Here is a 13,682-nt window from a genome sequence, read left to right on the forward strand (position 1 = left end):
CGGATGGGCATCCTGCTGGCCCTGGCCAATGTGATCGTCCCGGTGCTGGTGGTGGCCGGTGCGGGGTTCGCGCTCGGTCGCTTCTTCGAGCTGGATGCGGGCACGATCAGCAAGATCAGCCTGCATGGCCTGGTACCGGCGATGGTGCTGGACTCGCTGCTCACCACCGAGGTCTCCGGTGCGGTCGGCGTACGCCTGATGCTCGCCTATCTGGTCGCCGCCGTCGTCGGCGCGCTGCTCGCCGCGGTCCTGATCGGCCGGGTCCCGCCCGCCACCCGGCGCGCGGTGATCGTCAGCGTGGCCATCTCCAACTCGGGGAACATGGGCCTGCCGATCGCGCTGTTCGCCCTGGGGCAGGCGGGTTTCGACCAGAGCGTGCTGCTGTTCCTGGTGTCGATGATCCTCGGTTTCATCGTCGGGCCGCTGCTGTTCGGCTCCGCCGGCGGGGCTCGGTCGGCGATGCTCGGCCTGCTCAAGCTGCCGGTGATCTGGGCCGTCGTCGTCGGGCTGGGGATGCGCCTGCTCGGCCTCCAGTTCCCCACCGGTGTGATGCGCGGGGTGGAGATGCTCGCCACCGCGACCCTGCCGATGGTGCTGCTCGCCCTCGGCATCCAGCTCGGCGCCAGCAAACGGGTCCGCCTGACCCGCGCGGTCGTCGTCGGATCGGCCGTGCGGGTCCTGGTGATGCCGCTGATCTCGCTGGGCGTCGGACTGCTGTTCGGGATGTCCGGCGTACCGCTGCAGGCCCTGGTGCTGTCCGGTGCGATGCCCACCGCGGTGAACGCCTTCCTGCTCGCACTGGAATACAGGGGCGATGTCCGCACGGTCGCCGACACCGTGACCGTGACCACCGTGCTCAGCTTCCCGGTGGCAGCGCTGGTGGCCGCAGCCCTGCCGTACCTGGTTTGATGGATAGGGTGGCGTCATGTCGGACGAGATGACCTACTTGTTGCCCAACCACAACCTCGGCCTCGATCTGATGCGCGCCACCGAAGCCGCGGCCCTGGCCGCCGCCCCCTGGGCCGGTCGCGGGCAGAAGGAGTCCGGCGATCAGGCGGCCGTCGACGCGATGCGGGCGGTGCTCAACGCGGTCCGGATGTCCGGCACCATCGTCATCGGCGAAGGCGAGAAGGACGAGGCGCCGATGCTCGCCAACGGGGAGAAGGTCGGTACCGGTGAGGGCCCGGCGGTGGACATCGCGGTCGACCCGGTCGACGGCACCCGGCTGCTGGCCTGGGGCATGCGGAACTCGATCGCGGTGCTCGCCGCCGCCGACGCCGGCAGCATGTACAACCCGACGATGTGTTTCTACATGGACAAACTCGTCGTCGGCCCCGAGGCCGCCGACCAGATCGATCTGGATGCGCCGATCGCGGACAACATCGCCAAGGTCGCCCGGGCCAAGAGCAAGTCGGTGGGGGACACCGTGGTCGCGGTGTTGAACCGGCCGCGGCACGAGCAGCTGGTCGCCGACATCCACGCCGCCGGCGCCCGGACCCTGATGTTCACCGACGGCGATGTCGCGGCCTCGGTGGCGGCCGCCTCCGACGAGCTGCAGGACGTCGACATCATGGCCGGTATCGGCGGCTCGCCGGAGGGCGTGGTCAGCGCCTGCGCGATGAAGGCGATGGGCGGGCGGATCCTGGCCCGGTTGCAGCCGACCAGCGATGAGGAGCGGCAGCGCACCATCGACGCCGGCCTCGACGTCGACAAGGTGCTGGACACCAACGACCTGGTCTCCAGCGACAACACGCTCTTCGTGGCCACCGGGATCACCGAGGGTGATCTGGTCAACGGCGTCCGGCACTCCGACCGCGGCGCCCGTACCCACTCGGTGGTGATGCGCTCCACCTCGGGCACGATCCGCTACATCGAGGCCTACCACCATCTCGACAAGGTGGAGGCGTACGCCAAGGCGCACGGCAACCAGGTCGGCGACCGGCTCTGAGCCGTACGCCGCAGCGGGTCAGAGCGGCAGGCCGAGGATCGGCGCCAGCATATCCAACCGTTCGGTCAGGCTCGCATCGGCGGCCGCCCGGACCGCGGGCTTGGCGTTGAACGCGATGCCCAACCGGGCGAGCGCCAGCAGGTCCAGATCGTTGGCGCCGTCACCGACGGCGACCGTCCGCTCCAGCGGGATCCCCGCGGTCTCGGCGTACGCCCGCAGCCGGCGTGCCTTCTCCGCCCGGTCGACCACCGCCCCGGCCACTCGGCCGGTCAGCCGGCCGTCGGCGACCTCGAGCCGATTCGCGTGGGTGTAGGTGATGCCGAGGTCGGCGGCCAGCGGTTCGACGATCTCGGCGAAGCCGCCGGAGACCACCCCGACCGGGCAGTCGGCGGCGGTCAGGGTGCGGATCAGCTCCGGTACGCCGGGGGTGGGGCGGACCGCGGCGCGCACCTCGGCGAACACCGAGGTCGGCAGCCCTTCGAGCACCGCGACCCGCTGGTGCAGGCTCTGCGCGAAGTCGAGCTCGCCGCGCATCGCCCGTTCGGTGACAGCCGCGACCTCGGCCTCGCGGCCGACGCGGGCGGCGAGCAACTCGATCACCTCGGCGGTGATCAGGGTGGAGTCGACATCCATCACCACCAGCAGCGGCGCGTCGACGCTCAGGTCGGCGGGACGGACGACGACCTGCTGACCGGCCGGCTCGGCCAACCGACGGAGCCTCCTGCCGAGTTCGCGCCAGTGCGCCCCGGCGACCTCCACCTGGTGCAGGCCGATCGGTCGCGCCCCCTCGATGGCGGGGAGAGTGCCGAGATCGCTCACCTCGGCAACCCGACCGCCCAGCTCCGCCGCGCTGCGGCGTACCGGTTCGAGGTCGGGATCGGTGCCGGTGGAGGAGATCAGGACGGCGATCGCGGGCTCAGTCACTCGCCACAGGCTAGCGATCCTCAGTTCTTGCGGTTGAGGTTCTCGTCCTCGGGCGCATCGCCCTGGGGCGGACGCAACATCTCGCGGGCGACGTTGTGATAGCCGAAGTTGTCCAGCACCCGGGCCGCGGTCTCCGGCGGCAGGCCGTAGGCCTCGGCGAGCATGCGGACATTCTCGGCATAGAAGGCGTGCGGCTTCGACACGCCCTTGAGGAACTCGATCTCGGGAGCTGCCATGGTCGCCTCTCGTGGGGGTCGGTCCATTGTGACAAACGACGCCCCGTTGACAGTCGTGGGTCGCCGCGGATGACAACTAGGCTGCCATCATGTCCCAGACCAGCGATGCCCCCACTCGTCAGGGCAGTGGCCATGATCGAGGTCCTGCCGTCGCCGCGGTACGAGCCGGTGCGATCCTGGCAGCGATCGGTGTCGGCCTGGGTGCCTTCGGTGCGCACGGGCTGTCCGACCGCCTCGCACCGGACCTGTTGGCGGTCTTCGAGACCGGGGTGCGCTACCAGATGTACGCCGCCCTGGCGATGCTCGCGCTGGGTGCGATCGGGCAGCGACGAGCCCCGATGCTGCTGCTCGCCGGGGCGGTGGTCTTCGGTGGATCGCTCTACGTGCTGGCGCTGAGCGGGGTGCGCTGGCTGGGTGCGATCACCCCGATCGGTGGGGTGCTGATGATCATCGGGTTGATCCTCGCAGCGGTCGATGCCGGGCGGGGCCGTTTCGGCTCTCGCTGAGTCGACTTCCGTGGCAGGATGCTGCCACGGGAGGTGCCATGGGACAGTCAGCGCAGGAACACATGCATCGCGCAGGGGCTGCGGTGCAGGAGAATCGCGGCTATCAGCTGCTGGTGACCGTTGGTCTGATCTGTTACGGATTCATCCACATCGTGATGGGCTGGATCTGCGCGCAGGTCGCACTGGGCAGCGGTGGCGGGGACACCTCCACCAAGGGTGCGCTGTCGCAGCTGGTGTCCAAGCCGTTCGGCAATGTGCTGATGATCATCGTCGGCGTCGGGCTGTTCGCGCTGGTGGTCTGGCAGCTGATCGAGGCGATCGTCGGTTACGGCTGGCTGGACACCAAACAGCGCGTCATCAAGAAGCTCGGTTCGGGCGCGCGGGCACTGGTGTACGCCGGTCTGGGTGTCACCGCACTCCGGTTGGCGCTCGGCGGTCAGTCGCAGGATTCCAATGCTGGTGCGAAAAGCGCGACCGGTACCCTGATGGCCGCCCCCGGTGGTCAGCTGCTGGTCGGGCTGCTGGGCGCGGTGGTGATCGGGGTCGGCGTCTCCCAGATCGTCAAAGGTGTCCGCCGCAAGTTCGTCAAGGAGGATCTCGACGGTTCGGTACCGCAGTGGGCGACGCGGCTGGGCAGCATCGGCTGGTGCATCAAGGGTCTGTCGATGGCCCTGGTGGGTGTGCTGTTCGGTTGGGCCGCGTTCACCTTCGACCCCGAGCAGGCCGCCGGCGTCGACGGTGCGCTGAAAAAGCTCGGTGAGCAACCGTTCGGGATGTTCCTGCTGCTGTTCATGGGGCTGGGTTTCGTGGCCTTCGGCATCTACTGCTTCGTCTGGTCGCGGAACGCCCGGCACAGCAAGGACTGACCCCCGCACGCTCTCGCCCGCTCAGCCCCACCGAAATCTGCGGCTCGATTGCCAATCGGTGCCCAGATCGGTCGATTCTGCGATCGAGCCGCAAATTTCGCAGGCCGCCCTCTCAGATCGGTACCGAGCCCTCACCGACGCCGTCCAGGGATGCCCCTCTGCGTTCCGGGACCAGGAAGATCGTGACGATCAGGTCGAGGACGTAGATCAGCGCCAGCAGGCCGATCGCGAAACCGAAGGACCAGGCGCCGGCGACCAGGCCGATCAGCCAGGGTGCGAACCCGCCGACACCGCGACCGACGTTGAACAGCACGTTCTGCGCGGTGCCGCGGGCGTGGGTGGGGAAGAGCTCGGCGGTCAGCGCGCCATAACCGCCCATCATCCCGTTGACGAAGGCGCCCATGATCGCGCCGCCGATCAGCAGCGCCATCGGGGAGGACAGCTGGGCGTAGGCGACCACGGTGATCGCCGCACCGAGCTGATAGATGATGAACATCGGGCGTCGTCCCACTCGGTCGGCCAGGAAGCCGAAGACCAGGATGCCGATGATCATCCCGATCACGGTGACCGCGGTCCACAGCGCCGACTTGGTGACCGAGAAACCGTGTTGTTTGGACAGGAAGCTCGGCAGCCAGACCATCAGGCCGTAGTAGCCGAAGTTCTGCACCGAGGTGAGCACCACGATGGCGACCGAATATCTGGTGCGCTCGGGTGAGTTGAACAGTTCGCGCAGCGGGTTGCTGCTGCGCTTCATCTGGGTGTACATCTCCGGTTCGTCGACGTGCCGGCGGGTGAAGAAGGCAAGCACCGCAGGGATCGCGCCGATCAGGAAGAGTCCGCGCCAGCCGATCGCCGGGTTGCTCAGTGCCCAGGCGGAGACGGCGGCGGCGAGCAGTACGCCGACCTGCCAGCCGACGGCGACGAAGGACGCCGCCCGGGCCCGCCATTTGGCGGGCCAGGCCTCGGTGGCCAGCGTCATGCCGACCCCGTATTCGGCGCCCAGACCGATACCGGAGAGGAAGCGGAAGAGCACCAGCAGACCGTGGTTCGGTGCCAGTCCGGTGGCCGCGGTGAAGATCGCGAACACCAGGATCGAGATGGTCAGCACCTTGACCCGGCCGATCCGGTCCGAGGCGATCCCGCCGATGAAACCGCCCAGCACCGCACCGATCAGGGTGACGGTGGCAAGCATCCCGGACTGGCCGGTGTTCAACCCGAAGGTCGCGGCGATCGCGGCGAGCGAGAAGCTCAGGATCAACAGATCGAAGCCGTCCATCGCGTACCCCACCGAGGACGCCATCAGCGCCTTGGCGGCGTACCGACTGGGGCGGGTCTGGGAACGGGTGCTGGTGTCGCTCACTGGACTCCTCGCGTTGCCGGGCAAAATCGCTCCAGCATACCGTTCATCGAGTGGTCGGCCCGACACCGCGGCAGCGGTACCGGTGCGCCCTTCATACGTTCATCGAGTAGTCGTGCCGGCACCGCGGCAGCGGTGCCGGCACGACGTGTCGAGATGAACTCAGCCGTTCGCCCCGGTGTTGGCCAGGCCGCCGACGGACTCCTTGCCGGAGCCACCGTCGACCGGGACGGTCGGAGACGGAGTCGCGTTGACCCCGGGGGTGGGGGACGCGGTGGGTGTGATCGTCGGAGTCGCCGTCGGGGTACCGGTGGGTGTGATGGTGGGGGTCGGCGTAGCCGTCGGGGTTGCAGTCGGCGTCGGGGTACCCGTGGGTGTCGCCGTCGGGGTACCCGTGGGTGTGATGGTGGGGGTCGGCGTAGCCGTCGGGGTTGCAGTCGGAGTCGGCGTCGGGGTACCCGTGGGTGTCGCGGTCGGGGTAGCCGTCGGCGTCGGCGTACCCGTAGGAGTCGGGGTCGGCGTAGGTGTAGGAGTCGGGCACACGGCGTCCGGCAACAACGTCAGCGTGGCCCGGCCATCGCCGAGATTCCCTTCGCCAGCGACGGTTCCGACCGGACCGCGGCTGCTGCCGCCGCCACCGCCACCACCACCGGATCCGCGCCAACCGGCCCCCGAGCCACCGCCACCGCCGACGACACCTCCGCCGCCGCCACCACCGCCACCGGAATCGAAGGAGGTGTTGCCACCGTCACCGCCGCGGCCACCGACGCTGTCGGTGCCGCTCTCACCCATGGGGGGATACTCGGTGGTGCGGACGATGCCACCGGCGCCCCCGTTTCCACCCGACTTGCCGCCATTCCCGGGCGCCGGCGGCCAGAACAAGTCGTAGTCGCCCGAGTGGCCGTCCATGCCGGCGAGACCGCCGGCCCCACCGGCACCATCGGAGGCCGGTGGCACCGCCCGGGCCGCGCCACCGCGGCCGATCTCCGACCCACCGTCGGGCTTCGTCGGGGCGGCCAGAGTGATGACGAACATGCCCGCGCCACCGCCACCGCCAGCGGTCGCGATCACCGTACCGTTGACGGCCAGCGTGCTCCGTCCGCCGCCGCCGCCGGCTCGCTCTCGCGGGTACTCCTGGTTCTCGTCATCGACGAACACACCACCGGTGCCGCCGCCGCCGTAGCCGCCGACGGAGTTCAGACTCTCGTCCTGCGCCCGGCCGGGGCCACCCTGCTGCCCGATGTCGAAGCTGAGCAGATCACCCGGGGTGACCGGCAGCGTGAACGCGAGGCTGGCCCCCGCACCACCGGGCACGGTCCGATGAAGGTTCGTGATCGGCGCCCCCTCGCCACCGGCCAGGGTGACCCGCACGCTGCACACGGCTTCGGGAACGGTGAAGCTCTCCGCGCTGCCGCGGTAGTCGAACGAATGGCTGCTCGGTTCGGCTGCTGGCGCGGCGGAGGCGGGCAACGTCGACCCCGCGACCACCGCGCCGAGGGCCACCGTTCCGATCACCGTCCATGCCAGCGGGCGTCGGTCACGCATCGAACATCTCTCCTTCACCGAACCTGACTGTGCCATAAGTGAGAAACCTATAAGGTTCAGCGGCCGGGCTGCCAATCGGGGTGCTCGGATACCCGCGGCGTACCACGGGTAACGTCGGCCCATGGAACTGATCGAGTTCACTCCCGGCCGCAATGAGTACGCCTACACCTTCGGCGGCGTGGCTCCGATCCGGCGGATCAAGCCGGGTACGGCGCTGCGGCTGTGGTCCGACGACGCGTTCGGCGGCGCACTCACCTCCACCGACGACGTATCGGCCGACAAGGTCGACCTGCGGTTCGTGAATCCCCAGACCGGTCCCTTCCACGTCGAGGGCGCCGAGCCGGGGGACACGCTGGTCCTGCATCTGGTCGACCTGGTACCGGCCCGGGATTGGGGTGCCTCGGCGGTGATGCCGTTCTTCGGCGGGATGACCAGCACCGACCGCACCGTCACCCTGCAGCCGCCGCTGCCGGACACCACCTGGATCTATCACCTCGAGCGGGAGCGTGGCACCGTCGTCTTCCGGGCCCGCAACAGCGATCACACCGTGGAGCTGCCGACCAATCCGATGCTCGGCACCGTCGGTGTCGCGCCGGCCGCCGGTGAGGTGCGCACCTCCCTGGTGCCGGACCGCTTCGGCGGCAACATGGACACCCCGGAGATGCGGGCCGGGTCGACGGTCTATCTCGGTGTGAACGTCGAGGGCGCGCTGTTCTCGATCGGTGACGGTCACTATCGCCAGGGTGAGGCGGAGGCCTGCGGCACAGCGGTCGAGGGGGCGATGACCTCCACCCTGATCGTCGAGCTGATCAAGGGCCACGCCCCGGGCTGGCCGCGGATCGAGCACGACGACGCGATCATGACGATCGGCTCCAGCCGGCCGCTGGAGGACTCCTGGCGGATCGCCAATGCCGACCTGATCGGCTGGGTGGGGGAGCTGACCGGAATGGACGCCCTCGACACCTATCAGCTGATCACCCAGATCGCCGACGTGCCGATCGCCAATGTCGTGGACGCCAACTACAGCGTGGCGGTCAAGGTGGCCAAGGACCATCTGCCGCGCGCCGGCAAGCCCTTCGACGGCATCCACGAGCATCTCCGTGACCTCGCCCGCGGGCTCGCGGGCGCCTGAAATCCCTGCAGCAGCACACATTCAAGGAGGAATGCATGGAACTCGGACTGGACGGTGCCAATGTGCTGGTCACCGGTGGCTCCCGCGGTATCGGCCGCGCGATCGTCGCCGGCTTTCTGGCGGAGGGTGCCAGGGTCGCCTTCTGCTCCCGCGACGCCGAGGTCGCCGCCCGGGTCGCCGGTGAGTTGGGTGCCGGCGAGCGGGTCCGCGGCAGCGGGGTCGATGTCGGCGACGCCGCGGCACTCACTGCCTGGGTCGATGACTCGGCCGAGCAATTCGGCGGGATCGATTGTGTGGTGGCCAATGTCAGCGCGTTGGCCATTCCGGACACCGAGGAGAACTGGGAGGCCAGTTGGCGGGTGGATGTGATGCACACGGTACGCCTGGTCAAGGCCGCGATGCCGCACCTGGAGCGCAGCGACAATCCCTCGATCATCGGGGTCTCCAGCGTCTCGGGTCGCGAATCCGACTTCGCCTCCGGGCCCTATGGCACGGCCAAGACCGCCCTCATCGGTTATCTGCACGGGCTGGCGTTCTCCCTTGCCGAGAAGGGAATCCGCGCGAACGCCGTCTCCCCGGGCAACACCTATTTCCCGGACGGGGTGTGGTCGGGCATCGAGGACCAGGACCCGGATCTCTATCGCTCCGCGCTGGAGCTCAATCCGAGCGGGCGGATGGGTACGCCGGAGGAGATCGCGGCGCCGGTGGTGTTCCTGGCCAGCCGGGCGGCGAGCCGGATCTCGGGGACCAACCTGGTCGCCGATGGCGCATTGACCCGCGGGATCCAGCTCTGAGCAGCTGAGCAGTTGCCGCGGACTTGGTTTCGACTCGCTGGCGCTCGCTCAACCGGCGTCCCGTTGGCTCAGGCGTCGCCGGTGGTGACCGCCTCCGCCTCGATCTCGCCATGTTCGGCGGGGGCGCCGTGCTCGGGCTCGGCATCGATGCTGGCCAGCAGGCGGCGCTGGGAGGCGAGCAGGATCAACCCGGCCACCACCGCGGCGGCGCCGACCAGGAAGGGCAGCTGCACGCTGACCTTCTCACCCAGGGTGCCGGCCAGGAACGGGGCGATCGCACCACCCGAGAACCGCACGAAGCTGTACGCCGCAGAGGCCACCGGGCGCTCCACCGGCGCGGCCTTCATCACGGTCTCGGTGATCAGGGTGTTGTTGATGCCGAGGAAGCCACCGGCGACGACCACTCCGGTCGCCAGCACCCACTTGTGCGAGGTGAAGATGCCCATCAGCAGCAGGATCACCGCGAACCCGGTGAGCGCCAGCAGAATCCCTGCGGTGGTGCCGATCCGGCGCTGCAGCCACGGTGCGACGACGACCGAGGTGAAGGCGAGCAGGATGCCCCAGCCGAAGAAGATCAGCCCCACCTGCAGGGCGGGCAGATCGAGGGGGAACGGGGTGAAGGCGAGCAGGGTGAAGAAGCCGAAGTTGTAGAGCAGCGCGGTGATGGCCACGGTCAGCAGCGCCGGATGCTTCAGCGCCCGCAGCGGTGCGCCGATCGAGGACGGCTTGCCGGTGACCGGGGTCGCCGGCAGGAAGGCGGCGACCCCGATCAGGGCGATCGCCATCAGAGCGGAGACGCCGAAGAACGGGAAGCGCCAGGAGAAGGAACCGAGCAGTCCGCCGAGCAGCGGCCCGGCCGCGATGCCGACCCCGAGCGCGGCCTCATAGAGGATGATCGCCTGGCCGACCGAACCCTTGGCGGCCTGGGTGATGGTGGCCAGCGCGGTCGCGATGAACAGTGCGTTGCCGAGGCCCCACAGGCCGCGGAAGCCGACGATCGCCGTCACCGAGTCCATGCTGCCGGCCAGCCCGGCGCCCACGATGATGATCACCAGGCCCGTCATCAGGGTGCGCTTGGCGCCGAAGCGGCTGGAGACCCATCCGGTGATCAGCATCGCCACCCCCATCACCACCATGTAGCTGGTGAACAGCAGCGACACCTGGCTGGCGCTCGCGCCGAGCTCATCGGCGATCGGCTTGAGGATCGGATCCACCAGGCCGATGCCCATGAATGCGATCACACAGGCAAAGGCCACCGTCCACACGGTCCGGGGTTGACGCCACATCGTTCTCAGGATTCCCTTCTGTCGTTCGATTCGTCGGTCGTGGTCCGCTCTTCGTCGGAGAGCTCCACCATCAGTTCCTCCAGCAGCGCCACCGCATCGGCGAGTCGGCGCCGCCGCTCCTCGGGCCATTCGGCGAGCGCGGGCGCGAGGGCCTCGGCGCGCCGGGCCCGGATGTCGTCCAGCTCGCGGCGGCCGGCGTCGGTCAGGCGTACCACCTGGGCGCGGGCGTCCGCGGGGTCGGGGGAGCGCTGGGTCCAACCGGCCCGCTCGGTGCGGTTGAGCTGACTGGTCATCGTCGGTTGCGAACTGTGGTCGGCGGCGGCCAGGACACCGACCCGCGCCGGCTCCATGTCCTGGATCAGCGCGAGCAGCCGCATCTGGGCCGGTGGCACGACGAAATCGGTGTGATGACTGGCGTACCGATTGAGCCGGCCGACCAGGCGCAGCAGGCGATAGCCGAGGTCGGTGGGGGAACTCACCCGCCCATCATGGCACAGCTTACATAGAAAAGCTATATAAAGACGGTCAAGGCGGTCACACCCGGGTCAGCAGCGCGCGGATCTCGGCGTACGCCCGATCTCCCGAGACCGGACGACACCCGGCCGCCACCGCGTGCGCGACGATCGCCCGCTGTTCGCGCATCAGCGCCAGACCGCGGCGCAGCAGCACCAGCGGTGGCTTGCGCGCCTCCCGCAGATCGCGCAGCAGTCGTCGGGTGAAGGTGACCAGGGGATGCTGGGTGAGGCAGTACGCCTCGACCAGGACGCCGGCACGCCGACAGGGTTCGACGATCTCGGCGGCGAAGATCCCCTCCGCGAGCAGGAAGCGGTGCTCGCCCAGGCGTACCGGATGGGAACCCACCCGCGAACTCGACGACAGGTCGTAGGTCGGAGCCTCCAACTCCCCGGTGTGGCACAGCTCGACCAGCCCGGCCAGTGCCGCCGCGCCGTCCCAGGAGGCCGGATCGTCCCAATCGATCAGCCCCGCATTGGCGCCCACCGCGATCCGCGGCAGACCCGGATCGGCACCCTCGCGGTAGTAGTCGTCCAACCGCAGCACCGGCAGGCCCAACCGCTCGGCCAGGCGGGATTTCCCGGAGCCGGAGGGGCCGGCGATCACGATCACACGGGCACGGGGAGGGGACTCGGGCATCGGTTGATCATAGGGCCGTGACGGCATGGAATACTCATCGCGGAGCTGTTGTTGAAAGGTCAACTAACCAGCGAAGGGAGATCGCCAACCATGACCAACGAGACCCGTACCCAGCCGCAGATGCAGTTCGGTGTCTTCACGGTGGGCGACGTGACCACCGATCCCACGACCGGTCGCACGCCGACTGAACACCAGCGCATCAAGAACACCGTGGAGATCGCGCGCAAGGCCGAGGAGATCGGACTGGACGTCTTCGCCACCGGTGAGCACCACAACCCGCCGTTCGCCGCGCCGGGTAACCCGCCGGTGCTGCTGGCCGCCATCGCCGCGCAGACCAAGCGGCTGATCCTGTCGACCGCGACCACGCTGATCACCACCAACGACCCGGTACGCCTGGCCGAGGACTACTCCTACCTGCAGCACCTCGCCGACGGCCGCGTCGACCTGATGCTGGGCCGCGGGAACACCGGGCCGGTCTATCCCTGGTTCGGGCGTGACATCCGCGACGGCATCGAGCTGGCGGTGGAGAACTACGCGCTGCTGCACCGGCTGTGGCGTGAGGAGGGCATCAACTGGGAGGGCAAGCACCGCACCCCGCTGAACAGCTTCACCTCCGTGCCGCGCCCGCTGGACGGCGTCCCGCCGTTCGTCTGGCACGGTTCGATCCGCAGCCCGGAGATCGCGGAACAGGCCGCCTACTACGGTGACGGCTTCTTCCACAACCACATCTTCTGGCCGGCCTCGCACACCAAGCGGATGGTCTCGCTCTACCGTCGGCGCTACGCCCACTACGGGCACGGCACCGAGGAGCAGGCGATCGTCGGTCTGGGTGGCCAGATCTTCATGGCGGAGAAGAGCCAGGACGCGATCAACGCCTTCCGTCCCTACTTCGACAACGCCCCCGTCTACGGCGGTGGGCCGAGCCTGGAGGACTTCATGCGGGAGACGCCGCTGACCGTCGGCAGCCCCCAGCAGGTGATCGAGCGCACCCTGTCGTTCCGCGACTACGTGGGCGACTACCAGCGCCAGCTCTTCCTGCTGGACCATGCGGGCCTGCCGCTGAAGACGGTGCTCGAGCAGCTCGACCTGCTGGGCGAGATCCTGCCCACGCTGCGTGCCGAGTTCGCCAAGGACCGCCCCGCGACCGTGCCGGATGCCCCGAACCACGACGATCTGGTGATCGCCGCCCGGGCCGCCGGACTGGAAGAGATGACCAACAACACCCCCGCGACCGATCACTGGACCGGTACCCGGGCCGAGGAAGGGAACAGGAGCCACGCATGACCACGCTGAACACCTCGAAGCTGAACACCCCGAAGCTGATCACCGTCGTGAGCGCCGGACTGCGCTCGCCCTCGTCGAGCCGGCTGCTCGCCGATGAGATCGCCACGGCCGTCACCCGGCTGAGCGGGGAGCGGGTCGAGGTGCGTCACGTCGAGGTGCGGGACCATGCCCACGCCATCGCCGATGCCCTGCTCACCGGTTTCCCGACCGGGCAGCTCAAGACCGACCTCGAGTCAGTCCGCGAGGCCGACGCGCTGGTGATGGTCAGCCCGACCTTCCAGGCCTCGGTGGCGGGACTGTTCAAGTCCTTCATCGACCTGGTCGAGCCGGACTCGCTGCGCGGCACCCCGGTGCTGCTGGCCGCCACCGGTGGCTCGGAACGGCACTCGCTGGTGATCGATCAGGTGCTGCGCCCGATCTTCGCCTACCTGGGCGCGGTGACGGTCCCGACCGGCGTGTACGCCGCCACCGGCGACTTCGGTGGCGAGTACGCGAGCACCCTGTCCGCCCGCATCGAGCGGGCGGCGGGTGAGCTGGTCACCCTGGCCGGGTTGAGCGGGGACTCCTCGCGGTCGGTACGCCGGGCACCGGTGGACGACTTCGACGAGGTCACCCCGTTCGAGAACCTGTTGGCCGGCGTGCAGCGCTGACC

Annotated in this window: 15 protein-coding genes; 8 read left to right on the plus strand and 7 right to left on the minus strand. The window is 69.1% G+C overall.

What is annotated here, in order from left to right:
• The first annotated feature begins 3 nt into the window (after positions 1–3).
• Together BI335_RS02815 and glpX are read left to right on the plus strand one after the other, a co-directional pair.
• On the plus strand, positions 4–909 hold the full coding sequence (locus tag BI335_RS02815; RefSeq protein ID WP_094429581.1) for an AEC family transporter: 906 nt from the start codon (positions 4–6) through the stop codon (positions 907–909).
• Positions 910–925: 16 nt separating this feature from the next.
• Entirely contained in the window at positions 926–1,948 is a 1,023-nt protein-coding gene (gene glpX / locus BI335_RS02820) for a class II fructose-bisphosphatase (protein ID WP_094429582.1), read from the plus strand.
• Between the two features lie 18 nt (positions 1,949–1,966).
• Here glpX and serB read toward each other — a convergent pair whose 3' ends face one another.
• The gene (serB, locus tag BI335_RS02825) at positions 1,967–2,872 is read right to left on the minus strand and encodes a phosphoserine phosphatase SerB (RefSeq protein ID WP_229119402.1); all 906 of its coding nucleotides are present in this window, start codon (positions 2,870–2,872) and stop codon (positions 1,967–1,969) included.
• Between the two features lie 20 nt (positions 2,873–2,892).
• Positions 2,893–3,108 (minus strand): hypothetical protein, encoded by a 216-nt coding sequence (locus tag BI335_RS02830; protein WP_094429720.1) that lies wholly within the window; start codon positions 3,106–3,108, stop codon positions 2,893–2,895.
• An 89-nt stretch (positions 3,109–3,197) separates the two neighbouring features.
• Here BI335_RS02830 and BI335_RS02835 point away from each other — a divergent pair, with 89 nt between their 5' ends.
• Entirely contained in the window at positions 3,198–3,614 is a 417-nt protein-coding gene (locus tag BI335_RS02835; protein ID WP_094429583.1) for a DUF423 domain-containing protein, read from the plus strand.
• 83 nt (positions 3,615–3,697) lie between these two features.
• A complete protein-coding gene (locus tag BI335_RS02840; RefSeq protein ID WP_172421694.1) occupies positions 3,698–4,480 on the plus strand; it encodes a DUF1206 domain-containing protein in 783 nt (260 codons plus the stop codon).
• Positions 4,481–4,592: 112 nt separating this feature from the next.
• Here BI335_RS02840 and BI335_RS02845 read toward each other — a convergent pair whose 3' ends face one another.
• The gene (locus tag BI335_RS02845) at positions 4,593–5,840 is read right to left on the minus strand and encodes an MFS transporter (RefSeq protein WP_229119403.1); all 1,248 of its coding nucleotides are present in this window, start codon (positions 5,838–5,840) and stop codon (positions 4,593–4,595) included.
• A gap of 159 nt (positions 5,841–5,999) precedes the next feature.
• Positions 6,000–7,382, minus strand: a complete 1,383-nt coding sequence (locus BI335_RS21770) for a hypothetical protein (protein WP_229119436.1) — start codon at positions 7,380–7,382, stop codon at positions 6,000–6,002.
• Between the two features lie 121 nt (positions 7,383–7,503).
• Between BI335_RS21770 and BI335_RS02855 the strand changes: the two genes are divergently transcribed.
• Positions 7,504–8,514 carry an acetamidase/formamidase family protein gene (locus BI335_RS02855; RefSeq protein WP_094429585.1) on the plus strand — a complete coding sequence of 337 codons (1,011 nt, stop codon included), beginning with the start codon at positions 7,504–7,506 and terminating at the stop codon, positions 8,512–8,514.
• A gap of 35 nt (positions 8,515–8,549) precedes the next feature.
• Positions 8,550–9,308 (plus strand): SDR family NAD(P)-dependent oxidoreductase, encoded by a 759-nt coding sequence (locus BI335_RS02860; protein WP_094429586.1) that lies wholly within the window; start codon positions 8,550–8,552, stop codon positions 9,306–9,308.
• 68 nt (positions 9,309–9,376) lie between these two features.
• Here BI335_RS02860 and BI335_RS02865 read toward each other — a convergent pair whose 3' ends face one another.
• The 3 genes from BI335_RS02865 to BI335_RS02875 are packed head-to-tail and all read right to left on the minus strand — an operon-like array spanning position 9,377 to position 11,746.
• Positions 9,377–10,594 carry an MFS transporter gene (locus BI335_RS02865; protein ID WP_094429587.1) on the minus strand — a complete coding sequence of 406 codons (1,218 nt, stop codon included), beginning with the start codon at positions 10,592–10,594 and terminating at the stop codon, positions 9,377–9,379.
• Positions 10,595–10,599: 5 nt separating this feature from the next.
• Positions 10,600–11,073: a MarR family winged helix-turn-helix transcriptional regulator gene (locus BI335_RS02870; RefSeq protein WP_229119404.1), complete on the minus strand. Its 474-nt coding sequence runs from the start codon at positions 11,071–11,073 to the stop codon at positions 10,600–10,602.
• A 55-nt stretch (positions 11,074–11,128) separates the two neighbouring features.
• The gene (locus BI335_RS02875) at positions 11,129–11,746 is read right to left on the minus strand and encodes a uridine kinase family protein (protein WP_094429588.1); all 618 of its coding nucleotides are present in this window, start codon (positions 11,744–11,746) and stop codon (positions 11,129–11,131) included.
• Positions 11,747–11,866: 120 nt separating this feature from the next.
• Here BI335_RS02875 and BI335_RS02880 point away from each other — a divergent pair, with 120 nt between their 5' ends.
• Entirely contained in the window at positions 11,867–13,030 is a 1,164-nt protein-coding gene (locus BI335_RS02880; protein WP_094429723.1) for an LLM class flavin-dependent oxidoreductase, read from the plus strand.
• On the plus strand, positions 13,027–13,680 hold the full coding sequence (locus BI335_RS02885; protein ID WP_094429589.1) for an FMN reductase: 654 nt from the start codon (positions 13,027–13,029) through the stop codon (positions 13,678–13,680). The genes BI335_RS02880 and BI335_RS02885 overlap by 4 nt, the downstream gene beginning before the upstream one ends.
• Positions 13,681–13,682: the final 2 nt, after the last annotated feature.

The sequence above is a fragment of the Enemella evansiae genome, from assembly GCF_002250705.1.
In the GTDB taxonomy this organism is placed as follows: Bacteria; Actinomycetota; Actinomycetes; order Propionibacteriales; family Propionibacteriaceae; genus Enemella; species Enemella evansiae.